Here is a 25,134-nt window from a genome sequence, read left to right as displayed (position 1 = left end):
AATACAACACTAAGCAATCCATCCCGGCAGACTTGCACACGGTCATCAGCGCGTAACAAAGCGCTGGCACGATGTAAACGTTTACATCGCGGATTAAATTGTGCGTCCATCCATCAAACAGGTAGCCCTGGAAGCCGGCGTATCGATCGCCACGGTATCGCGTCTGCTGAACAAGCCGGATTCGGTCAGCATCGATTCCGCCAGCAAGATTAACCAGGCAATCGAAGTCCTTGGTTTCCGCCCGAATTTCACCGGACGCAATTTACGCGCCGGACGTTCGCGCACGGTCGGCGTGGTGGTGCCGACTTTGTCCAACACGGTATTTGCGCAATGCCTGCAGGGAGTAGAAACGGCGGCGCGCCAGCGCGACTATTCGGTCATGTTCACCGCAACCGAATATCGCCAGCAAGATGAATCCGCGGCCGTCGAGTTGCTGCTGGCGCATCGCGTCGACGGCATCATCCTTACCGTCACCAATGCCGATGCGAGCAGCACACTGGATGTACTTGACCGCGAACACATCCCGTATGTATTGGTGTACAACCAGCCGCAACAGACGGCGCGGCCATCCGTATCGGTCGATAACCGGGCTGCCGCGCATGAGGCAGTAACCCATCTGATCAACCTCGGCCATACCCGGATCCAGATGCTGTCCGGACAATTTCACGCTTCCGACCGGGCCCTGCAACGCTATCACGGCTACCGGCAGGCAATGCACGAGCACGGATTGCAAGCGCTGACGCCAATTGAAATTCCTCGCCATACCTATGCCGCACTTTCCTCCGAGCACCTGCAAATCTTTCGAGATCCCTTGCGGCGGCCAAGCGCGTTGTTCTGCTCCAACGATTTACTGGCGCTGAGCGTCATGCGCGATCTGCGCGCAATTGGCCTGCGCGTGCCCGACGACGTATCGGTGATGGGTTTCGACGGCATCCCGCTAGGCGAGCTGATGGATCCGATGCTGAGCAGTGTCGCCCAGCCATCCGAGCAGATCGGCGAACTGGCGCTGCGCACGCTGGTGCGTGCAATCGAAGAGCCACAAGAGGGCCAGGCGCCGGCATCCGCGCAATTATTGCCTCACACCGTCCGCCTGGGCGGCTCGGTCAGAACTTTTCACAGTTAAATTCAAGAAAGGAACCAGCATGCGCTTAGCACGTGTTTTCCATGCGATGGCCGCCGCCGTCGCCCTGGCCGCATCGGCCCATGCCCTTGCGCAAAACGCAATCTGCTACAACTGTCCGCCCGAATGGGCTGACTGGGCAACACAGATCAAGGCCATCAAGGACAAGACCGGCATCACGGTGCCGCCCGATAACAAGAACAGCGGCCAGTCGCTGTCGCAGATCATCGCCGAAAAAGCCAGCCCGGTGGCCGACTTCACCTATGTCGGCGTGACCTTCGGCATCGAAGCCAAAAAGAACGAGGTCGTGACTCCTTACAAGCCGGCTGGTTGGAATGAGATTCCGGCCGACCTGAAAGATCCCGACGGTTATTGGTTTACCATCCATTCCGGCACCATGGGCCTGATGGTGAATGTCGATGCGCTCAAGGGGAAACCGGTGCCGCGCTCCTGGCAGGACTTGCTGAAGCCGGAATACAAAGGACTGATCGGCTATCTCGATCCGGCCAGCGCTTTTGTCGGCTATGTCGGCGCGGTGGCGGTCAATCAGGCGCTGGGCGGCACCCTCGACAACTTCACGCCGGGCCTCAATTATTTCAAGGCGCTGCAAAAAAACCAGCCCATCGTGCCCAAGCAGACGTCCTATGCACGCCTGCTGTCTGGCGAGATCCCGATTTTGTTCGGTTATGACTTCGATGCCTATCGCGCCAAATACAAAGACAAAGCCAACGTCGCGTTTGTGATCCCTAGCGAAGGAACGGTGACGGTGCCGTATGTGGTCAGCCTGGTGAAGAACGGCCCGAATCCTGCCAACGCCAAGAAAGTACTCGATTTCCTGCTGTCCAACGAAGGACAGGCGATTTGGGCCAATGCCTACCTGCGGCCGGTGCGTGCTTCCGCCATTTCCAAGGAGGCCCAGTCACGTTTCCTGCCGGCTGCGGAGTATGCCCGCGCCAAGCCGGTCGACTACGGCAAGATGGCCGAGGTCCAGCGTAAATTCAGCGAACGTTATCAGGCTGAATTGCGGTGAACCGGCATAGCCAGAAGCGGCGCACGCCAGCCGGGCGCCACATTTACCTGCTGTTTGCAGCGCCAGGCGTGACGTTGTTCCTGGCCTTCTGGCTGCTGCCGATGCTGCGCCTGCTAGAAGTCGGCGCCAGCGGGCCGAGCGGCGCCGCAGCGTATATTGCCGTGCTGACCAACCGCCATTATTTCACCAGCCTGATGTCGACCTTGCTGTTGTCGGCCGCAGTCACATTGGCGACATTGATGATTTCTTCCCTGGTCGGGCTGTTTTTGCAGCGTAATCGTTTTGCCGGCAAAGCGCTGCTGCTGGCCATGCTGACTTTCCCGCTGGCGTTTCCCGGGGTGGTAGTCGGTTTCATGGTGATCATGCTGGCCGGTCGCCAAGGCTTGATTGGCGCCGTGACAAACTGGCTGTTCGGCGACGCCTGGGTATTCGCCTATTCGCTGGGCGGCCTGTTCCTGGGTTATCTCTATTTTTCGATTCCGCGCGTGATCCTGACGGTGATGGCGGCGGCGGAAAAACTCGATCCGGCGCTGGAAGAAGCGGCGCGCTCGCTAGGCGCCAATCCGCTGCGGGTATTCGCCGATATCGTGCTGCCGGCTTTGGCGCCGGCGCTGGTGTCCTCCGGCGCGATCTGTTTTGCCACCAGCGTCGGCGCATTTGGCACAGCCTTCACGCTAGCGACCAATATTGACGTATTGCCTATGGCGATCTATAACGAATTTACCAGCTATGCCAATTTTTCGATGGCAGCCGCGCTGTCGATCGTATTGGGAGCGACCACCTGGCTGGTGCTGGCGCTGGCACGTTCATGGTCAGGCAATGCGGCGGGAGCAGCGGCATGAAGCCTTCTTTTCGTTTTCCTTTCCGCTTCTATCTGCAGCTGGGATTCACCTTGCTGGTGTGTGCATTCCTGATCGTGCCCATCGTGTTGTCGATGCTGGCTGGCGTCACCGAGAATTTCTTCATCGGCTGGTCCAGCGGTTTCACTTTACGCTGGGTGGTGCAGGTCTGGGATACCTATCAGCAGACGATCTGGCGTTCGATTGCCATCGCATTGGCTTGCCTGGCAATCACCACTGTCGCCGGCGTGCCGCTGGCTTACATGCTGGCGCGCCATCGCGGCGGCAACAGCCGGCTGGCGCGCGTGATCGAAGAACTGCTGATGATGCCGGTAGCTGTGCCGGGGCTGGCGACGGCACTGGCCCTGATCATGGCGTACGGCCAGTATCGGGAATTTCGCGGCAGCCTGCTGTTTATCCTGGTCGGCCATGTGCTGTTTACGCTGCCATTCATGGTGCGTCCGGTGCTGGCGGTAATGCAGTCGTCGCAATTGTCGGTGCTGGAGGAAGCCGCGGCCAGCCTTGGCGCGGGACTGGGGCAGCGGTTCTTCGGGATCGTGATTCCCAACGTGTTTTCAGGCATCCTTGCCGGCGCCCTGATGGTGGTGACCTTGTCGATAGGCGAATTCAACATCACCTGGATGCTGCATACGCCCCTGACCATGACGCTGCCGGTCGGGCTGGCCGATAGCTATGCCTCGATGCGGCTCGAAGTCGGTTCCGCCTACACGCTGATCTTCTTCCTGATGATCATTCCGCTGCTGATCGCCATGCAATGGGTGACGCATGCCACACGTTCAAGAGTCCGTTTATGAAGAATGCTGTTTCCATCCAACTAATCCAGTGCGGTAAAACCTTCGCCAACGGCGCACAGGCGCTGCAGCCGATAGAGCTGGCAATCGAGCCCGGGGAAACCGTTGTCCTGCTAGGGCCGTCCGGCTGCGGCAAAACCACCACCTTGCGCCTGATAGCAGGGCTCGAATTTCCGGATGCAGGCGGCCAGGTCTTGTTCGGCGGCGAAGACGTCACCGCTTTGCCGATAGAAAAACGCGGCGTCGGCATGGTGTTCCAGAATTACGCCTTGTTTCCCAACATGACGGTTGGTGAAAACATTGCCTATGGTTTGAAGATCCGCAAAATGCCGGCAGCTCAACGCCTGGCAAAAATCGAAACGCTGCTGGAGATGGTGCACCTGCAAGGATTGAGCCACAGGCGCATCGACCAGCTGTCGGGCGGTCAAAAACAGCGGGTCGCGCTGGCCCGTGCATTGGCGGTCGAACCCAAGGTGCTGTTGCTGGATGAGCCATTGACCGCGCTGGATGCCAAACTGCGCGAAACCTTGCGCGCCGATCTCAACCAGCTGTTGCGCAAGCTCGGCATCACGGCAATCTATGTGACGCACGATCAAGGCGAAGCCATGGCGCTGGGCGACCGGGTAGTAGTGATGGAGCGCGGCAGGATTGCGCAGATCGGCAGCCCGCAGGATATCTACTATCGTCCCGCCAGCCATTTTGTGGCCGATTTCATCGGCACCATGAACCGAGTGACGGGCCGGGTGCACGACGGCTACCTGAGATTTGCCGGCGGCATGCTGCCGTTCACCGCAACGTCGCCGGCATCGGCGGCAACCCTGATGTTCCGCCCGGAAGATGTGGAAATCGTCGCCGCCGGCACGGCTGGCGCGAACATGCAAGGCGCCGTGCTGTCTACCTTCTTCCTGGGAGACAGAACGCGCTTGCTGATCGATATCGGCGCCGAACAGCCGGTCGTTGTTGAAACCGGCAGGCGGGCTTCCTGGCAGGCAGGCGAGGCAATTGCGTTGCGCGTAGCGGAACATGCGCTGCTGCACTTTAACCATGGAGCAGCAGCATGATTCTTTGCCAGATTTCCGATTTGCACATCAAGGCAGGCGGCAAAAAATCGTACCGCATCGTCGATACGGCTGAAAGCCTGAGGCGTTGCGTGGCGCAGGTCAATCAGCTCAGGCAGCGGCCCGATGCGGTGGTGCTGACCGGCGACCTGGTCGATTTCGGCAAGCCGCAAGAATATGCATTCCTGCGCCAGCTGCTGCAGCCCCTGGACATGCCTTACTACCTGCTGCCGGGTAACCACGATGAGCGCAGCGCGCTGCGCGCCGCGTTTCCAGATCATGCTTACCTGCGGCAAAGCGCAGAGAGGATCGAATATGTAATCGACGATTATCCTCTGCGCATTGTCGCCCTGGACACGGTCATCCCGCAGGCCAGCGGTGGTGCGCTGGGGCCTGCCAGCCTGGCCTGGCTGGACCAGGTATTGCAAGCGCAGCCGGATAAACCGACAGTCATTGTGATGCATCATCCGCCGTTCAAGACCGGCATCGGCCATATGGATCAGATAGGTCTGGCGCAGCCGCAGGCATTGGCTGACGTGGTGCGTCGCCACCCGCAGGTTGAGCGCATTCTTTGCGGCCATTTGCACCGAAGCATCCAGGTGCGCTTCGGCGGTACGATCGCCTCCACCTGTCCCGGCGTCGCGCACCAGGTGGCGCTGGACCTCAGTCCGCAGGCCGCCTCGCAGTTCGTCATGGAACCACCGGCATTCCAGTTGCACCTGTGGGATGCGGAGACCGGCCTGATCAGCCATACCGCCTATGTCGGAGAGTTCGACGGGCCGTATCCGTTCTATGATGGCGACGATCTGATCGATTAAGCCAGGCTGCTAGCGGAGCGTCAGTTTCAGCGCCGGTTTTTCGCCGTAGTCGTCGTAGCGTTCATTGATCGCGGCGATGCAGAATTCCAGCTCCTCGATGATCTCGGGCGCCTGCTGGCGCAGTTTTTCGCTGTGCGATATCTCGATGCTCAGCACTTCGTTTTCCTGCAGCCGGAACTTGCTCATGCCGTCTTCATCGCGCAAATAACTGAGGCAATCGATCCAGGCATTCATGTTGCGGCCGTAGAATTCGGGAAAACCGAACACCTGTGCGCATTCGGTATGAAAGCTGTCCCAATCGGTGATGATTTCGCCATTCAGGCGTGCGCTTGGCATAATGTTCTCCTGCTTGAATTCCGGGTCGTCTGCCGAACTTATCACATCTGCTGCAACTAGTTGCGTGATTCGAGTTACAGCACCCACATCTTCAGGGCCAGGCCGCTTACCGCACACGCCGCGATGACATGGATCACATTGCGCTTGAAACGGAACAGGGCGACAGCTGCGGCCAGCGCGATCAACGCCGATATCCAGTCGAAGGCGCCGGCAAAACCCTGCGGCCAGAGCACGTGGTAGCCGAAGAACACCGCCAGGTTCAGGATCACGCCCACCACGGCGGCGGTTATCGCCGTCAGAGGCGCGGTAAACTTGAGGTCATGGTGGGTGGCTTCGATCAGCGGGCCGCCGGCCAGGATGAACAGGAAAGAGGGCAGGAAAGTGAACCAGGTCACCAATGTCGCAGCAGCGGCGCCGGCAAGAAACAGGCTGTCCGGCCCGAACACGGCTTTGACATAAGCGCCGACGAAGCCGACAAAAGCCACCACCATGATCAGCGGTCCGGGCGTGGTCTCGCCTAACGCCAGGCCATCGATCATTTGTGTCGGCGTCAGCCAGCCATAGTGTTCGACCGCGCCTTGATACACATAGGGCAGTACCGCGTAAGCGCCGCCGAAGGTCAGCAGCGCGGCCTTGGTGAAAAACCAGCCCATTTGCGTCAGGGCGCCATGCCAGCCGTAGAACGCTGTCAGCAGGCCCATCGGCAGCGCCCACAGCAAGGCGCCCGCGGTAGCTATCCATGACAAGGTGCGCCAGCGAAATTGCGCATGCCTCGGCGTCGGCGTATGGTCGTCGATCAGCGCCGCTCCAAACGACTGGTCCGCCATGCCGTGTGCGCCTCCAGTCTTGAAACGGTCCGGCGCGATGCGGCCGCCGACGTAACCTATCAGCGCCGCGGCGGCGATGATGGCCGGGAACGGCAGTTGCAAGGCAAAAATCGCCACGAAGGACGCTGCGGCAATCGCCCACAAGGCATTGTTCTTGAGCGCGCGCGAGCCGATCCGGTGCGCTGCCTGCAGCACGATGGCGGTCACGGCGGGCTTGATGCCATAGAACAGGCCGGCGACCAGCGGCAAATTGCCAAAGGCGATATACACCCAGGACAGGGCGATCAGGATCAGCAGCGAGGGCAGCACGAACAAGACGCCGGCCACGATACCGCCCCATGAGCGGTGCATCAACCAGCCGATGTAAGTGGCCAGTTGTTGCGCCTCAGGGCCTGGCAGCACCATGCAGTAGTTCAGCGCATGCAGAAAGCGCCGTTCCGAAATCCAGCGTCGGTTCTCAACCAGTTCCTGGTGCATGATGGAGATCTGGCCGGCAGGCCCACCGAAACTGATGAAACCCAGTTTCAGCCAGAACAGGAACGCCTCCCGAAAGCTGACCGCAGGTGGGGGAAGATCTGTGCGCGCTGCGGATGGAGTTCCGGATTGGTTCATATGCCTGGTTTCGTCAATATCGCTGGATGCCGTCACGGCGCCGCGCCGCCAGCTTTGCACAAGCTTATCCTACAAAAAGAAAAGGGACTCCGGTTGCGGAATCCCATTTTTCCATCCGATGCAGCACGGTTCGGTTTTATTCGATAGTGCTATGCAGAACGCTGTCTGGCAAAGGCGCCTTGAACCAGCGCTGCGCGTTGACATTAAGCATGCCGTTTTGCTTGATGGTGCTGAGCATGGCATTGACCTTGTTCAGCAATGCAGTTTCGTTTTTATTAATGCCGATAAAGCAGGGTGAATCTTTCAGCACGATTTTCAGCTGGGTTGCTTCCGCTTGCTCTTTGGTAAAGGCGGAAATCAGCACGTTGCCGGCCGCCAGCAATTTGGACTCGCCCTGCAAATAGGATTTGACGGCCTCAGGTTCGGTGGCGAAGCGCTTGATATTGGCCGATGCAGGCGCAACCTTGCTCAATTCCCCGTCTTCGATCGAGCCTTTGAGCACTGCGATAGTCTTGCCGGCCAATCCAGCCGCGTTCTTGACGTCGATACCCGGCGCGCCGAAGACGCCGAGGTAAAACGGCGCGTAAGCTTGCGAAAAATCGATCTGTTTTTGACGTTCAGGATTTTTGCCGAGGCTGGAGATCACCAGGTCGACATGCCGGTTCAGCAGCGACGGAATGCGGTCGCCGCTGTCGAGCGGCACCATGTCCAGCTTGACGCCCAGTTCCAGTGCAATCATCCTGGCGATCGAGACATCGAAACCTTCCAGCGCCTTGTACTGGTTCGAGGCGCCGAACGGCGGCGTATCTTTTGGCACCGCGATGCGGATCGCGCGGCGGTTCTGCACATCTTCCAGTGCATCGGCGCGGCTCTCATGGGCCGGCAGCAAGGTGGTTGCCAAGGCAAGGGAATAGACAAGAATACATGCAAATACACCGGTGTAACGCTTCACAAGAAGACTCCCAGAATCAATTGAACGAACTCATGTCCATTTTTCAATGGCTCGCATTGCTGCTGCAACGATTGTTACGCACAGGATTCTATGTCTGTGCAGAAAGTTTGTATACGGAATAATCGGGAATTGTGTCGCGCTGTTTCTTTCCTGCGAATTTACAAAAAAACTGTTGGCAGGGAGTGTGAAAAGGCTTGGAAAATGCCTCGAATGCGAGACGATTTGTTGTTTCCTTGCCTCACCGGACCGGACTTGAGTTCCAGATTTTGACGTGCCAAACAAAACGGCCTCCATTTCTGGCGGCGGCGAAAACCGCTCAGACAGCGGCAAGCATGCTTGCCGAAACCCTGTCTTCGCCCCGCGTCTGTTCCGGCCGCGGCTTCGATACCCGTCATATCGAGCACCAATAAAAAAGGCCACCCTGAAGGGTGACCTTTTGTATTGGTGGTGGAGGCGGCGGGAATCGAACCCGCGTCCGCAAGTCCTCTACAGACAGTTCTACATACTTAGTGCTGTCATTTGATTTAACCCAGCCGACGCGGACGCACACGCTTCGTTCAGGCGAGTCACCTAAATTTAACTTTCAGCCAAGTAACCCGACGGAAAGCGATTCCCTGTAAATGACTCTACTGCTGTTTTACCAGCCCACCCCAGGGACGAGATGGTGTAGAGCTAACCGGTTATTAAGCGGCTAGTGCGTACGAGTTATCGTTTGCAGTTAGATCTATTCCGATTGTATTTACGAGGTAGTCGGTCCTCGGTATGCCCTGCGCTGCTTTGTAACCCACGTCGAAACCAGGTCGCCCCCGACGCTATAAAGCAAGTATCAGTATACCACTTTATCGCTCGATCCGAGGCGGACATCCCAGGGGCTTGGCCGGTATGGCGCCAATGGCTCGCATTTCCTGCATATCTATCCATCACCGCATGCTCAAGGTCCCCCTTTTCCACGCCGGGTCCTGCCAGCGGTAAAACAGGCTCAGGGAGCGCGGGTTGTCGGCTTGTTTCTCGACATCCATGGTATCCATCCGGATCACTTCGAAGCTGCGCTTGAAGCGTCCATCCACGCGCGCTTCGCGCACCGCCAGCATTTTCGTGCTGCCTGGCACCCAGCCGGCGAATTCCAGGTAGCCGATATCGGGCGTGTTGGCGGCCGGCGGCAGGATGTCGATGGTCCAGCCCTTTTCTCCCTGGTGGAATACCCAGAGCTCGCGCCATGAATCGAGCGGCTGCACGGCGAGCGCCAGCGCGGTTTGCTGGGCGTTGACGCTGGCCGAGGCTTTCCAGACCAGGCCGTAGGTGCAGCGCTTGAAGAGCGGGTTTTTTTGATCGTGTTTGGCATCTACCAGCGTGACGCAGGTTTCGCCGGCTTCCCCGGGCATGGTGACGACCGCCAGGCCGCTGCCAGTAGCCGGTTCCGGTTCCGCCGCCCAGCGCGAGGCGGCGACGCGCACGGCGGCATCGGTATAGGCGGCCGCGTCCGGTTCGGCGATTTCTTCCTTGTTGACGCCGGCCAGTTCCTGCAAGGCGCGGTTGGCGGCTTCCTGGACCGGCTGGCGCTGCCTGGCGCGTTCGAAGGCGATGCTGGCCCAGACGCCGGCGCGGCGCAGGCGCAGGCGGTTTTTTTGGTATTCTGGCAAGTTGGTCAATTGCACACGGTCGAGGATGTCGCCGCGCCAGGCGTCGAGGCTGTTGCGGTCGGTGGGCGTGAGGTTCGGATCTACACATTCGGGCCGGGTCAGGGCCAGGGCTGCTCGCGCACGCTGGCCATCGTCCGATTTCATGGCCAGCACGCGGCGGAAGGCTTCGCCGTTGTAGCAAAGCTGGATGCGCCCATCGCGCTCGAAGCCCTGCATGCCAATGCCATAGCTGGATGCCACTTCAAGATGGGCCGCCAATACGGCATCGTCGGTTTTTCCGCGTTTGGCGGAGGCGCGGCGCGCCAGGCGTTCCGCCATGGTGCCCAGTGCATCGAACGGTTCGGGGCCGATGGCTTCTGCCGGCGCCGCTTTCAGGTAGGCCGCTGCGTAGCTGATGCCGAGCGCCTCGGCTCCCGGCGTGTCGCGCAGGAAGCGCACCACTGCCAGCAGGTCGGGCGCGTCTTTCGGTTCCAGCGACTGGGTGCGCACTTGCGAAGCGCGGATATAGCCGCCGCGTTCGCGGCGGTGATCGTATACCTGCAGGTAGTCCATCTTTTCGCCGCGCACTTCCAGGCTGTCGCCTTGCCAGAGCACGGCTTGCTGCTGGGCCGATTCACGGGGAGCGGCACGCAGGGCAGCGCTATCCTGGGTGACGATGGCGACCAAGGCCAGGGCGGCGAGCATCATTGCTGTGTCTCCTGGGCAGCGTTGGCTTGCGGGTTTTGCGAGGCAACCGCCTGACCGCCGCCGAGCAGGGCAGAACCGATGAAACCGCCGTTGGCCGGGGGCGCGGCGATGATTACCGAAATCTTGTCGGACAGTTTGTCGGCCATGGTTTTCTGGATCAGCAAGGGATTCTTCGAGATCAGCGCACCGTCGCGTTCAAGCTGGGCGCTGGTGACCTTGCCGATGGTTTCCAGTCGGTAGGCTTCGACGTCGGCCAGCTTGTGGCGTGAATCGGCTTCACCGGTGGCTTCGATGCGGCGTGCTTCTGCGCTGCCCTCGGCGGTCTTGATGCGCGATACCTTTTCTGCCTCGGCTTCATACTGGCGCTGCTCGATCTGCTTTTGCTTGAATGGCAGCACGTGTTTCATGGCCTCTTCCTGGGCCTTGGCGGCAATGATTTGTTCGTTGCCAGCCGCTTCCGCCGATTTTTCGCGTTTGACCTTGTCGGCTTCGGCTTCCAGCTCGGTTTGCTTGACGTGCTTGCTCTTCAGCTCCAGCGTGTATTTCATTTTTTCGGTTTCCAATTCCTCGGCCAGCAGTTTTTCCATGCCTTGGCGGTATTCCGGCGGCAGGTCGACCTGGCCCATCTGTACGCCGCGCAGGATGATGCCGTCGGCCGCCAGTTTCGGTTTCAACTCGTTCTCTATTTCTTTCTGGATCTCGCCGCGCTGAGTGGAAAAGATGTCGCGCACCGAATAGCGGGTGAAGGACTTGTAGATCACGCCTTGTACCATCGGCTCGACGATCTCGCCGTTGATGTCGGCAGGCAGTTTCGCCGCGATAGCGGCCAGCCTGGACGGGTCGATGGCGTAGCGTATGGTCAGGTCCACGCCCAGCGACAGGCCTTCGATCGACTGGAAGGGCGCTTCGCCATTTGCCTTGCTGCTGCGGACCGGGCGATATACCTGGTCGAGCAGCGAGTAGCGCCGCAATTCATGCAGGCCGGGGATGACCACGACCAGGCCGTCTTTTATCTCGGTGGTGCCGCCGGTGAGCTTGTTGGAGCGGATGCCGACTTCGCCGGGTTCCAGGGTCTTGAACGGCGGGTGGGTAATCAATTCGTAGCCGCTGCCGCCTATCAGGACCAGCGCCAGCAGCAGCATCCAGGCACGCCGCGCAGCGCGGCCCAGGCCAACCAGCGTGGCGCCGATTGCCGAAATGGTTGTGGTGAGCAGTGCCAGCAGACCCTGCGCCAGTGATTCGAGCCGTTCAGACATGATATTTCCCCCGGTTGATGTGGTAATTCGATGGTTGGGAGCGGCATGCAGTGCTTTTCCCTGGGAAGAATCTTGCGCTCCAGGTGGCGGAAGTAACAATGGCCAGGCAGGGGCAGTAGCGTTATCCGGGAGTGGTGAATGCTCCGCAACGTCGCAGTCCGGTAAGCCGTGTGAAGAAATACTCACAGCGCGGCGCAGACATTTCATGGGAAAGCGTGGATACTTTCATGACCCTCCGGCCCGCAAGCCAATCTCCTCTCTCTACGGATGCACGGGAAGAGCAGGCAACCGGCGACAAGAGCCGGGACGAAGGGCGTCATTGATAGCGGATGTAGCGGAGAAAAAATGTCAAAGCAGGCACAAAAAGTAGCGGTGATCGAAGACGACATCCCGACCAGCAACCAGCTCAAGGGCTGGATCGAGTCGGCCAAGCCCGGCATCCGCGTCGACCAGTGGTATACGCGCGACGATGCCGAAGCGGCGCTGGCGCGCGAGAACTATGACCTGGTGGTGCTTGATATCGAGCTGGGGCGCGAGCGTCACGCCGGCGTCGCCATCATCAATGCCATCAACAAGGGCCAGGCAACGCCGGTGCTGGTGGTGTCGGCCATGCCGGCCACCATCTACCGCAGCATCATGAAGGCGCTGGATGCCTGGGATTACCTGCAAAAGGCAACCTTCGAGGAATCCGATTTCATCGATACCTTCCTGGAAATCCTGCGCGCCGCCAAGGACCGCAACAGCGCGAAAGAGAGTACGCCTGCGGCCAGCGGCAATGAACTGTCGATCGATCCGCTGCGCCAGAAAACACCGATCTGGCGCGCGCAACGCATCAACCTGCCGCTGACGGCGCAGCGCCTGCTGGCTGCGCTGTACGAGCATCGCGGCCAGGTCGTGACCTATGAGCAGCTGTTCCAGGTAGTCAAGAGCGGGCGCAATCGCGACAATATCCGCAAGCACGTCAGCACCATCCGCGATGCGTTCCGCGAGGTCGACGCGGAGTTTGCCTGCATTGAAAATATCCCGATGCGCGGCTTTCGCTGGGTCGACCAGGAAAAATGATGTGCCGCCACTTCAACTGCGGAGACAACTGCGCATGAAGACCAGCTTTCCGAATATCGCCCAATACCGCCTGCGCATCCTGTTTCGCGGCGCCTTCCTGCTGCTGGCGGTGGCTACCATTGCCATGGCGCTGTACGTGCTGCAGCAGGAAAAGCAGCTGAGCTACAAGAATTACCAGGCCAGTTTTCGCAAGACCGGCGACCAGGTCCTGGCCACCTTGCGCCATCCCGCCGGACAATTGGCGCTGTTGAATCCGCGCACCGAAAATGGCGGCGCGGCGGCGCTGCACCCGATACTGCTGCCGTTTCCCTCGCTCGATTTCGACGACCAGAACAAAGTACGGCAAGCCATTACCATGTCTGGCTGCCTGGTGCAGTATGGCGACGACGGCGCGCTATGCGTTGCCATCGGCAACAACCCGTGGGCTGGCGGCTTCATTTATGTTGCCGGCAGTTTCGTCAGCGGTGAACTGATGCCCCACCAGCGCGGCGAGCAGGACATCGGCGACGCGCATCGCGTGCGGGTGACAGTGACGCTGCGCGGGCAGACCTATCGCTGGATAGCGCCGTTTGAAAAGAACGGCGATCCAAATGCCGTTCAAACGCGCGGCGCGCATGGCCGCCTGACCGGCTTTCTCGATGACGATAGCGGCCGTGTGGGATCCAGGCCGGTCAAGGATTTCCGTGGCTGGATCTGGCAAAACACCTTGTGCAGCAAACCCGGCCAGGATGATGGCGCTGCCGACTGCCCGCGCAGTTCGTTTTTCTCGCTGCGCCTGCCGGTAGGTGTCTTGCAGGACGAACTGTTCCAGAAAAAAAATCCGGTCTGGCCGCCGGCCGACCTCGATAACATCAAGGTCCGCATCGAGGTCTTGCCACCGGATGACGGATCGCCGCTTTTCGACAGTCAAAGCGCGGTTGCAGCGCGAGCTTTTGCGGTGGGTGACCTTGCCTCGCTGCTGTTGCCGGGCGAGAGTTTGCGCATCAAGAAGCGCGGCACGGCGGACGGCGCCGACCTGGTCAGCCTGATCGGCGCCGAAGATCATCCGGACGATGCATCGCGCCTGCTGAGTCGCCTGGTGCGCCGCCTTCCGGTGGACGAAGTCGGCGCGCCGAACGAAAGCCGGGAATCCGTCGTGACTTCGGCGGGGATCTATGACGTCACCCTGATCGGCGACGAGCGCAGCGTCAATCGAAGCCTGGGCGTGGTGGCGGCGCGGGTATTGTGGTTTGTCGGCGCCATGCTGCTGGCATTGTTCGTGGCCTGGCTGATCATCGAGATCGGCATCATCCGCCGCATCACGATGCTGACCCGGCGTGCCGCCAAGGTATCGAAGATCGTCAAGGGTTCCGGCGGCCTCGACCAGTTCGACCTGACCGATTTGCGCGGCGCCGATGAGCTTGGCGTGCTGGCAAGCTGCCTGCATGACCTGCTGAGGCGCGTCAAGGAAGATGTCGAGCGGGAGGAGATCCGTGCCGAACAGGAAAAGGAAATGTGGCATGCGGTGGGCCATGAAATCATGTCGCCGCTGCAGTCGCTGATGGCCTTGCACGGCACGGCCGACAGCCAGAGCAGCCGCTACATCAATCGCATGCAGCAGGCGGTGCGGGTGCTGTATGGCAGTGCCTCTCCCAGCGAGGCGTTTCAATCCACGGTATTGCAGGTGACAGCAATCGACATCGGCGCTTTTCTCGGCAACGTGGCGGACAATGCGCCGCTGGTCGGTATCGCCGACGTCAGGTTTTCCGGCGAGCGGGAGGGCGTGATGGTCAGGGCGGACGATTATTCCCTGGAGGATGTGGTGACGCACGTCTTGCGCAATGCCGATCGCTGCCGCCAGCCGGGTTCCATGATTTCCATCGACCTGAAAACCACGGAAACCGCAGCCACCATCGCCATCCATAATCACGGGTCGAATATCGCTGAAGAACTGATCGACAAGATTTTCGAATACGGCGTGTCCGATCAGCTTGAAGCCGGTGCGAATGGCAGCCGGGGACAAGGGCTGTTTGTCGCCAAGACGTATATGGCCAAGATGGGCGGGACCATTACCGCACTGAATGTCGCGGACGGCGTGGTGTTTTCACTGGGACTGCAACGGGTGTGATATTACCGTCCTTGTTCCGGCAAGAGAAAAATTTCTCTTGCCGGACGCTCTCTATTTCAGCGCAAAATCAACCCGGTTCGGCTGGCCCTTGTCCTTGATGCCGTCGGCCGTCAGTTTCGGCGCGATCAGGAAGATCCGTTCCAGCGGGATCTGGCCCTTGGTTTCCAGGTACTTGCGGACTACTTCGGCGCGCCGGGTCGCCAGCGCGCTCAAGGCGTCCTGCGTCACCGCGGTGTTGGCGACGATCAGTTTTTCCATCTCAGCGGTCGGCAGCGATTTTGCCAGGCCCACCATGTTGCGCGGCTTGTCGAATTTTTCCGAGCCATACACCTTGCTCATGTATTTTTCCTTGTCGGCGTCGGTCAGGGTCACATCGTCCGACTGCGCATCGTCGCTGCCGTCAACCGAATCCTTGAGCTTCAGCGCTTTCAGCTTGCGGTTGAGGATTTGCTGGCGCACTCCGTCGGTATCGCTTTTCGGATCGACCCGGCCGATCAGGTCCAGTTTCAGCGCCGGCCGGTCGGCCAGGGCCTTGGCCAAGGTGTCCAGCTTGCTTTGGGTAGCTGCCGTGAGGGTGGCCGAGCCGGGCGCGAATTCAGCGTAACCGAGATCGTCGCCGCCGGCGCCGCCGAAGGCCGAGCTGATCAGCGCGAATGGCGAGGTGACGGCCTTGACGAGCAGGTTGACGATGACGCGGACGACGATGCCGCCTATCGAAAATTCCGGATCCGACAAGGTGCCGGAAATCGGCAGGTTGATGTTGATCTGGCCGTTGCGGTCTTTCAGCAGGGCGACCGCCAGCAGCACCGGCAGCTTGGTGGCGGTCGGGCTGTCGATCTTGTTGCCGAAGGTGAGCTGGTCGATGCGCACATTGTTTTGCGCCTCCAGCTTGTCGTTTTCGATGTGGTAGCTGACATCCATCGACAGCTTGCCTTTTTCGATCGCGTAGCCGGCGTACTTGGCGGCATACGGCGTCAGGCGCGGCAGTTCGACGCTGTTGGCGCTGGCCTTGATATCGAGGAACATCGGCTTGAACAGCGGATTGAGCGAACCGGAAATCGCTACCGGGGCGTCGTTGTCGATCTTGCCGTTCAAGTCTATCGGCGCCGGCTGCGGCTTGTCGGAGGCGATGGCGCCGACAGTACCGTTCATGCCAGTCATGTTGGCGGTGTAGTTCGGCTTGACGAAGTTATCGGTGTAGTTGATGTTGCCGCCCTTGATGACAACCTGGCCGACCTTGATCACCGGCGCATTCTCTTTAGGCGGGGCGGCAGCGATGGGCGCCACGGTGGTCTTGCCTTCGGCAGTCGGCTTGGTGACTTTTTGCGTCCCCTGGCCCATGCCTTCGCCCGCCTCGGCGGAAGTCAGGGAAGGCGCCGGCGTGCCTGGCGGAGCATTTTTCGAGACGACGATATCTTGCAGGTTCAGCTTGGCTGTTTCAGACAAGATGATGCGCGCATAAAAATCGGTGAGTGCAATTTTCGCCAGTGTGACGTTTTGGCGCGGGCCGCCGATACTGGCGTTGATGCCGCTGACGTCAAGCAGTTTCCATTTCAGGAAATCGGAGGAAGTTTCCTTGTCGAGCACGCGGAAATTGGCCAGGCGCAGGTTGCCGTTATAACTGGTGGCGAGTTCCTGGCGGCCGCTGGGCGGCGTCAGCGACAGTTTGCCCTTGGTGCTGGCCTGGCCCGAGGTCAGGTTCACGTTCAGGTAGTCGGTAAAATACGGCTGGAAGGCGGCTACCGGCAGGTTTTGCACATCGAGGTCAAGCGCAATCGATTTCAATTGCGGCGCGACGCTGCCGTCGGCTGACAATTTGCCGGTCTTGTTGAGCTGGGTGCGCAGCGAAACCTTGATGGCTTTGTCGAGCTTGCTGAAGATGTTGTCGGCGCTCAGGTTGAGGCCGTCGGCGCGCAGTTTGACCGCCGGTTTGACCGAGTCGTCCTGATAGGCCAGGCTGCTGTCGCTGACGGCAAACTTGTTGATGGTAGCGACCCAGTCCGGTCCGCTTTTCTTGGCGGCTGCAGGAGCGGCGGGGGCGCCTTTGTTTGCGCTGCCTGTGTTGGCGATGAATTGCTGCAGGTTGAGCTTGCCCTGGGCATCGCGCTTGACGTCGCCCTGGATCCCGGCCAGGCGCAAGGCGTCGGCGTTGAAAGTGTGCGCTTCGGTATCGACGCTGGCGTTTTCCAGGCTGATTTTCTTGGCGCCTATGCTGCCGCCGGCGCTGGTTTTTGCCGCCACCTTGAGATCGTCGACATCGATGCCCAGCTGGTGCAGGCGGATGCGGCTGCCGTCGATGGCCAGCAAGGTATTGAGCGACAGCTGGCCGGACAGCACTGCCGCCAGCGAGCGGTTGACGTAGGGCTGGTAAGGTGCGAGCGACAGGGCATTGATGCTGGCCTTGCCGGCAACGATGCCTTTGGCCGGAGTGATCTGGCCGATGAACTGGATATGCTGGTCGTTTTCCGCGCCGGTGGACAAGGTCACGGTGGCCGGCTTGGCGTCAGCCGCCATCGACAGCCGGCTCGCTTCCAGCGCCACGTTCTTGACCTGCAGGTTGAGCGCGGGCGAAGCATTGGCGGCATCCAGCCAGTTGACCGTGCCGTTGTGGATGCTGAGCTTGGCCAAGCTCATTTGCGGCGCCGCGCCGGCCGGCTTTTTCGGCGCATCCTTGGCGATTTCCTGTTTCACCTCCTGTTTTGCGGCGGGAGTGCTCAAGGCCGCCCAGTTCAGGCTGCCGCTGGCGTTCAGGTTGACCCAGACTTCCGGCTGCTGGATCTCGATCTGGTCGAGCGCGGCGGCGCCGGTGAGCACATTGAGTTTATTGATCTGGGCATTGATCGCCTGCGCCTTGAGCAGCGGCGCGGCATTCTTGTCGGCCAGGGCGACGTCGGCCAGCTTGATCGCGCCCGACAGCAATACTTCCGGCTTGTCCTTGTTGCGCAGGAAGGTCAGGTCGAGTTTGGTCGACAGTTTGGTGCTCTGGATGGCCAGCGGCAGCGCCACCGGCGAAAACGCCACGAAGCTGGCGACATCGAGCTGGTCGATATCGATCGCCAGCGCGGTTTCCAGGCTGCCGGCGAACGGCTTGCTGCGGCCTTTCAGGTCGAACGGCGTGCCATTCACCTTGGCCGAGAGATGCGGCTGCACGAAGCTGTCGACCTTGCTCGGGAAATTCGAGACATAGGGAAGGCCGATGTTGAGCGCCTGGATGTCAACCAGCTTGTTGGTGACCTTGTCGTCGAACTTGATGCTGCCGTTTTCCAGCTGGATATTCGATACCGAAAACAGCGGTGTCGGATCGTCGTTCTTCGGCTTAGCCAGGATGCGGTCGATGATGTCGGAGAAATTGTAGCGGCCGATGCCGTCGGCGCTGGTGCGCACGATATGCAGGCTGGGATTGACCAGCTTGGCTTCATTGAGCACCGGCGCCAGCCGGAACAGCGAAGCCGAGGAGGCATTGACCACCAGTGTTTTTGCCGAAAAGGCGGCAGTGGTCTTGTCCTGCTCGTAGAGCGTGAAATCGGATACCGTCAGCGCCAGGTTGAAAGGGTTGAAGGCGATCTTGCCGACCGTTGCCTTGCGCCCGAGCTGGGCTTCGATCTGCTGTTCCACCAGGTGCTTGGCGACCGGCGGCACCGCCAGCCAGCTGATCAGGGCCAGCACCAGCAATACGATGACTGTGATGCCGGTCCAGCGCATTGCGCGCGGCAGCCAGGAAGGACGAGGGATATTTGCCATTTTTATTCCTTATGGGCAAGCATGTCCACAATATACCGCCAGACAGTATTGCCCGCTGATTAATTCAATTCTTCGAGACTGCTTGCGGCAGCAAAGCCAGCAATTGCTGGGGAGTGTCGATCAGGGCATCCGCATCCCAGGATTCCGGTGCGCTCTCGCCGCAGTAACCCCAGGCCGCGGCCACGGTAACCATGCCGGCTGCCCGGCCAGCCTGGATGTCGCGCAAGTCGTCGCCCACATACCAGCATTCCTGCGGCTGCAGCTTGAGGCGCCGCGCTGCTTCCAGCAGCGGCTCGGGATGGGGTTTTGCATGAGGCGTGGTGTCGCCGGAGATGACGCAATCCGCATCTCCCAGGCCGATCTGGGAAACCAGGGGATCGGTGAAGCGGGCCGCCTTGTTGGTGACCACGCCCCAGCCGAGCTGGCGCTGGCGCAGGTCGCTGAGCAAGGCAGGTATGCCGTCGAACAAGGTGCTGTCGACCGCCAGCGCGGCAGCGTAATGGTCGAGGAAACCGACCCGCAATTCTTCATAGTCGGGATCGCCCGGTTTCAGGCCGAAAGCAGCGCCTATCATGCCGCGCGCGCCGGCCGAGGTATGCGGCCGGAGTTGTTCGTATGGGGTGCTGCTCAAGCCGCGGTCGCGGCGCAGCCGGTTCAGTGCGGCAGCCAGGTCCGGAGCGGTGTCTGCAAGCGTACCGTCAAGATCAAACAGGATGGCGCGCGGCATTGGCAATGGCATGGGTGGTTCCTAAAATGCGAGAAAACGGCCGGCGCTGATCAAGTGCATCGCCGGCCAGAAGCAATCAGCCGAGCCAGTTAAGCGGGCCGGGTGCAAGCCATCAGGTAGTTGACGCTGGTGTCCTGGTTGAGCGAATAGATCCGGGTCAGCGGGTTGTAGCTCATGCCGCGCATGACGTCCACCGTCAGCCCGGCGTTGCGGACGAATTGCGCCAGTTCCGCCGGCGTGATGAACTTGGCGTAGTCATGCGTGCCCTTGGGCAGCATGCGCAACAGGTATTCGGCCGCCAGCACTGCCTGCAGGTAGGCTTTCAGGTTGCGGTTCAGGGTCGAGAAAAACACCTGGCCGCCTGGTTTCACCAGCGTGGCGCAGGCACGTACTATGGATGCCGGGTCGGGCACATGCTCCAGCATTTCCATGCAGGTCACGATGTCGAATTGCCCGGCTTCGCGGTCGGCCATTTCTTCGGCGGCGATTTTTTCATAGCGGACCTGGACGCCGGATTCCAGGCTGTGCAGGTCGGCTACCTTCAGGGCTTTGTCGGAGAGGTCGATGCCGGTGACGGTAGCGCCTTTGCGCGCCATGGATTCCGCCAGGATGCCGCCGCCGCAGCCGATATCCAGTACCTGCTGGCCGGCCAGCGCGGCGCGCGAGTTGATCCACTCCAGGCGCAAGGGATTGATCTCATGCAGAGGGCGGAATTCGGATTCGGGATCCCACCACCGGTGGGCCAGGTCGCTGAATTTCTTGAGTTCTGATGGGTCTGCGTTCATAGGTTGAATCATAGCTGGAAAGTACGGTGTTGCGGTTTGTTGTCTGATTAAAAACCATCGCCGAAAGTTTCCGAGTTGGCGCGCGGCTCTTGTTTTTGTGCGAAAAAAAACCCCGCCGAGGCGGGGTTCTGATCGAGTTTGAATCGATTAGTTGGTACGTGTACCAACAACTTCGATTTCAACGCGACGGTTTTTAGCGCGGCCAGCAGCAGTCTTGTTGTCAGCGACTGGTTGCGACTTGCCCTTGCCTTCGGTGTAAACACGGTTAGCTTCGACACCCTTGTGTACCAGGTATGCCTTGACAGCTTCAGCGCGGCGAACCGACAGCTTCTGGTTGTAAGCAACGGAACCGATCGAGTCAGTGTGACCAACAGCGATGATGACTTCCAGGTTGATTGCGCCCAGTTTCGATGTCAGGTCATCCAGCTTGGCTTTGCCTTCTGGCTTCAGGACAGCTTTGTCGAAGTCAAAGAATGCGTCAGCAGCAAAAGTAACCTTTTGCGAAACTGGAGCAGGTGCTGGAACGACTGGTGCTGGAGCTGGAGCAGCTGGTGCTGGAGCAGCTTGAGCGATTTCGCCGTCGCAACCTGGAACCGAGTCAGCTGGTGTCCAGTAGCCGGTGTGCCAGCACAGACCGTACGGGTCACGTGCGATTACACCGCGTGCATCTTGCACGTAGGCGCTGTTAGGAGTAGCCGCCTGGATATCTTTGATTTCCTGCGCGGAGGCAGAGAGTGCGACGACTGCGGACGCAGCGAAGACGAGTTTTGCTAATTTATTCATGTTTCTCCTCTCGGTTGAGATATCCGCAGATTAACTGCGCAACTAATATACGACATCAAAAATTGGATAGTATCACGTGGTTCAGGCCGTTACATGTGGGATTGACCACACGCAATGAACTTGACCACCATTCTGCCACAGGCTTCAAGCGCTAGCGAAGGATGCCAAATGATCCAGCTCACGTTTTGCCTGCTTCGTTGTTTTCATACAACATAACATTATGAAAACATCACCACGGGCGACATCTTACATCGACGCAAGAAAACTATCTATTTTATTTTAATTTTATTGCGTTTTTATTACGACTCTACGATTCGGGGCCAGGCAGCTGACCAGTTTTTTACGGCTCAGTTTGTTGCTGCACTGCAATGCCGGATCGGATGCACCGGCGCCGGCGGTTTCTATTTGGTTAGAGACACCCTTGCTCTTCAAATAGCTGGCAACGTTGCTGGCGCGCTGCATCGACAATTTCCGGTTATAAGCTTCCGAGCCAAGGCGATCGGTATGGCCGGTGACTAATATGAGTCTCGTGCTGGCGCAGTTTGTCAATTTGGCAATAATCTGCTGGTCGATGCGTTGCTTGGCCGCCTTGGTCAGGGTTGCCTTGCCGAAACTGAAACTCTGGTCGCTCGCCAGCGTTACGCCAACATCGCATTGCTGGGCCGCAATTGCCGGTGCAACTTCATTGCTGGCGATCATCGGATCGGCGACCAGGGCAGGCGCGCTGGCTTTCATCACCGGCGCCACCAGGGCGCCGTCGCAACCGGTGACCGCATCATTCTGGTCCCAATAACCGGAGCGCCAGCACAAACCGTCCTGGCTGCGGACGACGGGACCGTTTCCATCGTGCACATAAGCACTCGTTTCAGGGGCGGCTTGGGATGCGGCGGATTGGGCAAAGCCTGGATGGGACGCAAAGACGAGGGCTGAACCCAGCAATAGGCTCAGCGCGATGGTATGACGCATAAATTGTTTCCTGATAGAAATGGTAAAGGCAGGATTGTTTTTAGGAATCGCCTGATTACCGGGCAAGGCGGCATTTAAACATATTTTTTCCGGCGAGCAGTTTTTCGGCCCTGATACCCGGGATTTCATCGCGCCTCTGAAAAGCCGGAACCGGCGTCCCCGCGTGCTAAAATCATACGTCTTATTACCAGTGTTCCGAGCAGCAGCCGGCCATGCGCGGCGATTGCGGCTCTGAATGCTGGTCTATATCGGATATAGATATCTGTGATCGATCAACCTAAGTAAAGACTCGCCGACTCGCTAATGGATCAATTCGCTAAAGAAACAATCCCAATTTCCCTCGAAGAAGAAATGCGCAAGAGCTATCTCGATTACGCGATGAGCGTGATCGTCGGCCGTGCGCTGCCGGATGTGCGTGACGGCCTCAAGCCGGTGCATCGCCGGGTCTTGTTCGCGATGCACGAAATGAACAATGTCTGGAACCGCCCGTTCGTGAAGTGCGCGCGCGTGGTCGGTGAGACCATGGGTAAATACCACCCGCACGGCGACGCATCGATCTACGACACGCTGGTGCGCATGGCGCAGCCTTTCTCGCTGCGCTACATGCTGGTCGACGGCCAGGGCAACTTCGGTTCGATCGACGGCGACGGCGCCGCAGCGATGCGTTACACCGAGTGCCGCCTGGACAAGATCGCCGGCGAACTGCTGGCCGACCTCGACAAGGAAACCGTCGACTTCGTGCCCAACTACGACGGCAAGGAAAAAGAGCCGTCGGTGCTGCCGACGCGCATCCCTAACCTGCTGATCAACGGCTCGTCCGGCATCGCGGTCGGCATGGCGACCAACATTCCGCCGCACAACCTGACTGAAGTGATCGATGGCGCACTGCACGTATTGCGCAACGCCGATTGCACTATTGACGAGCTGATCGAAATCATTCCGGCGCCGGACTTCCCGACCGCCGGCATCATCTACGGCGTCTCCGGCGTGCGCGATGGTTACCGCACCGGCCGCGGCCGTGTGGTGATGCGCGCCAAGACCCACTTCGAAGAGTTCGGCCGCGAAGGCCGCACCGCGATCATCATCGACGAGCTGCCGTACCAGGTAAACAAGAAGGCCTTGCTGGAACGCATCGCCGAACTGGTGCGCGACAAGAAGCTGGAAGGCATTTCCGACCTGCGCGACGAGTCGGACAAGTCCGGCATGCGCGTGGTGATCGAGCTCAAGCGCGGCGAAGTGGCCGAGGTGGTGCTGAACAATCTGTACAAGCAGACCCAGCTGCAGGACACCTTCGGCATGAACATGGTGGCGCTGGTGGATGGCCAGCCTAAGCTGCTGAACCTGAAGCAGATGCTGGAATGTTTCCTGTCGCACCGCCGTGAAGTGGTCACGCGCCGCACTGTGTTCGAACTGCGCAAGGCGCGCGAACGCGGTCACGTGCTGGAAGGCCTGGCGGTAGCGCTGGCCAACATCGACGATTTCATCGCTCTGATCAAGGCGGCGCCGACGCCGCCGGTGGCGAAATCCGAACTGATGGCGCGTGCCTGGGATTCTTCCATGGTGCGCGAAATGCTGGCCCGCACCGGCGACGAAAACATCGGCGGCATCGAATCCTTCCGTCCGGAAAACCTGCCCAAGCATTACGGCATCCAGGCTGACGGCTTGTACAAGCTGTCGGACGACCAGGCGCAGGAAATCCTGCAGATGCGTTTGCAGCGCCTGACCGGCCTGGAACAAGACAAGATCGTCAACGAGTACAAAGACGTGATGGCGCAGATCGCCGACTTGCTGGACATCCTGGCCAAGCCGGAACGCGTCACCGTCATCATCACCGACGAAATGACCGCTGCCAAGAACGAATACGGCATCGGCAACAAGGATGAGCGCCGTTCGCAGATCGAGCACAATCCTACCGATCTCGGCACGGAAGACCTGATCACGCCGCAAGACATGGTGGTGACCTTGTCGCATACCGGCTACATGAAAGCGCAGCCTGTCTCCGAATACCGCGCGCAAAAACGCGGCGGCCGCGGAAAGCAAGCGATGGCGACCAAGGAAGACGACTGGATCGACCAGCTGTTCGTCGGCAATACCCACGACTACATCCTGTGCTTCAGCAATCGCGGCCGCTTGTACTGGCTGAAGATCTGGGAAGTGCCGCAGGGTTCGCGCAATTCGCGCGGCAAGCCTATCGTCAACATGTTCCCGCTGCAGGATGGCGAGAAGATCACCGTGGTGCTGCCATTGTCCGGCGCCAACCGCAGTTTCCCTGAAGACCGTTATGTCTTCATGTCGACCAGCCTGGGCACCGTCAAGAAGACGCCATTGTCCGACTTCAGCAATCCACGCAAGGCCGGCATCATCGCGGTCGACCTGGATGAAGGCGATTTCCTGATCGGCGCCGCGCTGACCGATGGCCAGCATGACGTCATGCTGTTCTCCGATTCCGGCAAGGCAGTGCGCTTCGATGAAAACGACGTGCGTCCGATGGGCCGCACCGCGCGCGGCGTGCGCGGCATGAACCTGGAAGAAGGCCAGCAGGTTATCGCCTTGCTGGTCGCGGAAAACGAACAGCAATCGGTGTTGACCGCGACTGAAAACGGCTTCGGCAAACGTACTCCGATTACCGAGTACACGCGTCACGGCCGCGGCACCAAGGGCATGATCGCGATCCAGACCAGCGAGCGCAACGGCAAGGTGGTGGCGGCAACGTTGGTGGAACCTAGCGACGAAATCATCCTGATCACCACCGGCGGCGTCCTGATACGCACCCGTGTCGCGGAAATTCGCGAAATGGGTCGCGCTACCCAAGGCGTCACGCTGATCGCGGTGGAAGACGGCACCAAGCTGAGCGGTTTGCAGCGCGTGGTCGAATCTGACGCTGAGGTGGAAACCGAAGCGGACGCCGATGCTGGCGGCAGCACCGAAGAAGGTGGCGCTCCGGCCTCCGATCCGGCAGCGGAGTAAAGAAAGTAG

19 protein-coding genes and 1 other RNA gene are annotated in these 25,134 nt (G+C 59.8%); 9 read left to right on the top strand and 11 right to left on the bottom strand.

Features of this window, described 5'->3' with window-relative positions; all coding sequences use genetic code 11:
• The first annotated feature begins 100 nt into the window (after window positions 1–100).
• Genes CFter6_RS21210 through CFter6_RS21185 form a run of 6 tightly spaced genes read left to right on the top strand, consistent with a single transcriptional unit; the run spans window position 101 to window position 5,677 of the window.
• Window positions 101–1,123 (top strand): LacI family DNA-binding transcriptional regulator, encoded by a 1,023-nt coding sequence (locus tag CFter6_RS21210; RefSeq protein ID WP_061541600.1) that lies wholly within the window; start codon window positions 101–103, stop codon window positions 1,121–1,123.
• A 19-nt stretch (window positions 1,124–1,142) separates the two neighbouring features.
• On the top strand, window positions 1,143–2,150 hold the full coding sequence (locus CFter6_RS21205; RefSeq protein ID WP_061541599.1) for an ABC transporter substrate-binding protein: 1,008 nt from the start codon (window positions 1,143–1,145) through the stop codon (window positions 2,148–2,150).
• Complete coding sequence (locus CFter6_RS21200) at window positions 2,147–2,992, top strand: ABC transporter permease (protein WP_061541598.1); 846 nt, start codon at window positions 2,147–2,149, stop codon at window positions 2,990–2,992. The genes CFter6_RS21205 and CFter6_RS21200 overlap by 4 nt, the downstream gene beginning before the upstream one ends.
• Window positions 2,989–3,804 carry an ABC transporter permease gene (locus CFter6_RS21195; RefSeq protein WP_061542513.1) on the top strand — a complete coding sequence of 272 codons (816 nt, stop codon included), beginning with the start codon at window positions 2,989–2,991 and terminating at the stop codon, window positions 3,802–3,804. Before CFter6_RS21200 ends, CFter6_RS21195 begins: the two co-directional genes overlap by 4 nt.
• On the top strand, window positions 3,801–4,862 hold the full coding sequence (locus CFter6_RS21190) for an ABC transporter ATP-binding protein (protein WP_061541597.1): 1,062 nt from the start codon (window positions 3,801–3,803) through the stop codon (window positions 4,860–4,862). Before CFter6_RS21195 ends, CFter6_RS21190 begins: the two co-directional genes overlap by 4 nt.
• Window positions 4,859–5,677 carry a phosphodiesterase gene (locus tag CFter6_RS21185; RefSeq protein ID WP_061541596.1) on the top strand — a complete coding sequence of 273 codons (819 nt, stop codon included), beginning with the start codon at window positions 4,859–4,861 and terminating at the stop codon, window positions 5,675–5,677. Before CFter6_RS21190 ends, CFter6_RS21185 begins: the two co-directional genes overlap by 4 nt.
• A 9-nt stretch (window positions 5,678–5,686) precedes the next feature.
• Here CFter6_RS21185 and CFter6_RS21180 read toward each other — a convergent pair whose 3' ends face one another.
• The 6 genes from CFter6_RS21180 to CFter6_RS21155 form a co-directional block, all read right to left on the bottom strand.
• A complete protein-coding gene (locus CFter6_RS21180) occupies window positions 5,687–6,013 on the bottom strand; it encodes a barstar family protein (protein ID WP_061542511.1) in 327 nt (108 codons plus the stop codon).
• A gap of 74 nt (window positions 6,014–6,087) precedes the next feature.
• Window positions 6,088–7,452, bottom strand: coding sequence for a chromate efflux transporter (gene chrA / locus CFter6_RS21175; protein WP_061542512.1), 1,365 nt, complete (start codon window positions 7,450–7,452; stop codon window positions 6,088–6,090).
• 136 nt (window positions 7,453–7,588) lie between these two features.
• A complete protein-coding gene (locus CFter6_RS21170; protein WP_082814932.1) occupies window positions 7,589–8,404 on the bottom strand; it encodes a transporter substrate-binding domain-containing protein in 816 nt (271 codons plus the stop codon).
• 445 nt (window positions 8,405–8,849) lie between these two features.
• Window positions 8,850–9,212: a transfer-messenger RNA gene (ssrA, locus tag CFter6_RS21165) on the bottom strand.
• Between the two features lie 112 nt (window positions 9,213–9,324).
• A complete protein-coding gene (locus CFter6_RS21160) occupies window positions 9,325–10,731 on the bottom strand; it encodes an SH3 domain-containing protein (protein ID WP_061541595.1) in 1,407 nt (468 codons plus the stop codon).
• Window positions 10,728–11,987, bottom strand: a complete 1,260-nt coding sequence (locus CFter6_RS21155; protein ID WP_061541594.1) for an SPFH domain-containing protein — start codon at window positions 11,985–11,987, stop codon at window positions 10,728–10,730. Before CFter6_RS21155 ends, CFter6_RS21160 begins: the two co-directional genes overlap by 4 nt.
• Before the next feature lie 345 nt (window positions 11,988–12,332).
• Between CFter6_RS21155 and CFter6_RS21150 the strand changes: the two genes are divergently transcribed.
• Window positions 12,333–13,049, top strand: a complete 717-nt coding sequence (locus CFter6_RS21150; RefSeq protein WP_061541593.1) for a response regulator transcription factor — start codon at window positions 12,333–12,335, stop codon at window positions 13,047–13,049.
• 34 nt (window positions 13,050–13,083) lie between these two features.
• Window positions 13,084–15,156, top strand: coding sequence for a sensor histidine kinase (locus tag CFter6_RS21145; protein ID WP_061541592.1), 2,073 nt, complete (start codon window positions 13,084–13,086; stop codon window positions 15,154–15,156).
• A gap of 51 nt (window positions 15,157–15,207) precedes the next feature.
• Here CFter6_RS21145 and CFter6_RS21140 read toward each other — a convergent pair whose 3' ends face one another.
• From CFter6_RS21140 to CFter6_RS21120, 5 genes are all read right to left on the bottom strand, one after another.
• Complete coding sequence (locus tag CFter6_RS21140; RefSeq protein WP_061541591.1) at window positions 15,208–18,897, bottom strand: DUF748 domain-containing protein; 3,690 nt, start codon at window positions 18,895–18,897, stop codon at window positions 15,208–15,210.
• 64 nt (window positions 18,898–18,961) lie between these two features.
• Window positions 18,962–19,636: an HAD family hydrolase gene (locus tag CFter6_RS21135; RefSeq protein WP_061541590.1), complete on the bottom strand. Its 675-nt coding sequence runs from the start codon at window positions 19,634–19,636 to the stop codon at window positions 18,962–18,964.
• Window positions 19,637–19,713: 77 nt separating this feature from the next.
• Window positions 19,714–20,409: a bifunctional 2-polyprenyl-6-hydroxyphenol methylase/3-demethylubiquinol 3-O-methyltransferase UbiG gene (ubiG, locus tag CFter6_RS21130; RefSeq protein ID WP_061541589.1), complete on the bottom strand. Its 696-nt coding sequence runs from the start codon at window positions 20,407–20,409 to the stop codon at window positions 19,714–19,716.
• A gap of 147 nt (window positions 20,410–20,556) precedes the next feature.
• On the bottom strand, window positions 20,557–21,192 hold the full coding sequence (ompA, locus tag CFter6_RS21125) for an outer membrane protein OmpA (RefSeq protein WP_061541588.1): 636 nt from the start codon (window positions 21,190–21,192) through the stop codon (window positions 20,557–20,559).
• 285 nt (window positions 21,193–21,477) lie between these two features.
• The gene (locus CFter6_RS21120) at window positions 21,478–22,287 is read right to left on the bottom strand and encodes an OmpA family protein (protein WP_082814929.1); all 810 of its coding nucleotides are present in this window, start codon (window positions 22,285–22,287) and stop codon (window positions 21,478–21,480) included.
• A gap of 174 nt (window positions 22,288–22,461) precedes the next feature.
• On the opposite strand from CFter6_RS21120, the gene gyrA reads away from it, so the two are divergent.
• Entirely contained in the window at window positions 22,462–25,125 is a 2,664-nt protein-coding gene (gene gyrA, locus CFter6_RS21115; protein ID WP_061541586.1) for a DNA gyrase subunit A, read from the top strand.
• Window positions 25,126–25,134: the final 9 nt, after the last annotated feature.

The sequence above is a fragment of the Collimonas fungivorans genome (assembly GCF_001584145.1).
Lineage (GTDB): Bacteria > Pseudomonadota > Gammaproteobacteria > Burkholderiales > Burkholderiaceae_D > Collimonas > Collimonas fungivorans.
This window is presented reverse-complemented; position numbering and strand designations above follow the sequence as displayed.

What these genes read in the sequence shown, in the direction of transcription:
- CFter6_RS21150 (WP_061541593.1), top strand. Translation starts at nt 12,333, where the DNA reads ATGTCAAAGCAGGCACAAAAAGTAGCGGTGATCGAAGACGACATCCCG.
- ubiG (WP_061541589.1), bottom strand. Translation starts at nt 20,409, where the DNA reads ATGAACGCAGACCCATCAGAACTCAAGAAATTCAGCGACCTGGCCCAC.
- CFter6_RS21205 (WP_061541599.1), top strand. Translation starts at nt 1,143, where the DNA reads ATGCGCTTAGCACGTGTTTTCCATGCGATGGCCGCCGCCGTCGCCCTG.
- ompA (WP_061541588.1), bottom strand. Translation starts at nt 21,192, where the DNA reads ATGAATAAATTAGCAAAACTCGTCTTCGCTGCGTCCGCAGTCGTCGCA.
- CFter6_RS21185 (WP_061541596.1), top strand. Translation starts at nt 4,859, where the DNA reads ATGATTCTTTGCCAGATTTCCGATTTGCACATCAAGGCAGGCGGCAAA.
- CFter6_RS21145 (WP_061541592.1), top strand. Translation starts at nt 13,084, where the DNA reads ATGAAGACCAGCTTTCCGAATATCGCCCAATACCGCCTGCGCATCCTG.
- CFter6_RS21120 (WP_082814929.1), bottom strand. Translation starts at nt 22,287, where the DNA reads ATGAAATCCCGGGTATCAGGGCCGAAAAACTGCTCGCCGGAAAAAATA.
- CFter6_RS21195 (WP_061542513.1), top strand. Translation starts at nt 2,989, where the DNA reads ATGAAGCCTTCTTTTCGTTTTCCTTTCCGCTTCTATCTGCAGCTGGGA.
- CFter6_RS21140 (WP_061541591.1), bottom strand. Translation starts at nt 18,897, where the DNA reads ATGGCAAATATCCCTCGTCCTTCCTGGCTGCCGCGCGCAATGCGCTGG.
- CFter6_RS21180 (WP_061542511.1), bottom strand. Translation starts at nt 6,013, where the DNA reads ATGCCAAGCGCACGCCTGAATGGCGAAATCATCACCGATTGGGACAGC.
- CFter6_RS21135 (WP_061541590.1), bottom strand. Translation starts at nt 19,636, where the DNA reads ATGCCATTGCCAATGCCGCGCGCCATCCTGTTTGATCTTGACGGTACG.
- CFter6_RS21160 (WP_061541595.1), bottom strand. Translation starts at nt 10,731, where the DNA reads ATGATGCTCGCCGCCCTGGCCTTGGTCGCCATCGTCACCCAGGATAGC.
- chrA (WP_061542512.1), bottom strand. Translation starts at nt 7,452, where the DNA reads ATGAACCAATCCGGAACTCCATCCGCAGCGCGCACAGATCTTCCCCCA.
- CFter6_RS21190 (WP_061541597.1), top strand. Translation starts at nt 3,801, where the DNA reads ATGAAGAATGCTGTTTCCATCCAACTAATCCAGTGCGGTAAAACCTTC.
- CFter6_RS21155 (WP_061541594.1), bottom strand. Translation starts at nt 11,987, where the DNA reads ATGTCTGAACGGCTCGAATCACTGGCGCAGGGTCTGCTGGCACTGCTC.
- gyrA (WP_061541586.1), top strand. Translation starts at nt 22,462, where the DNA reads ATGGATCAATTCGCTAAAGAAACAATCCCAATTTCCCTCGAAGAAGAA.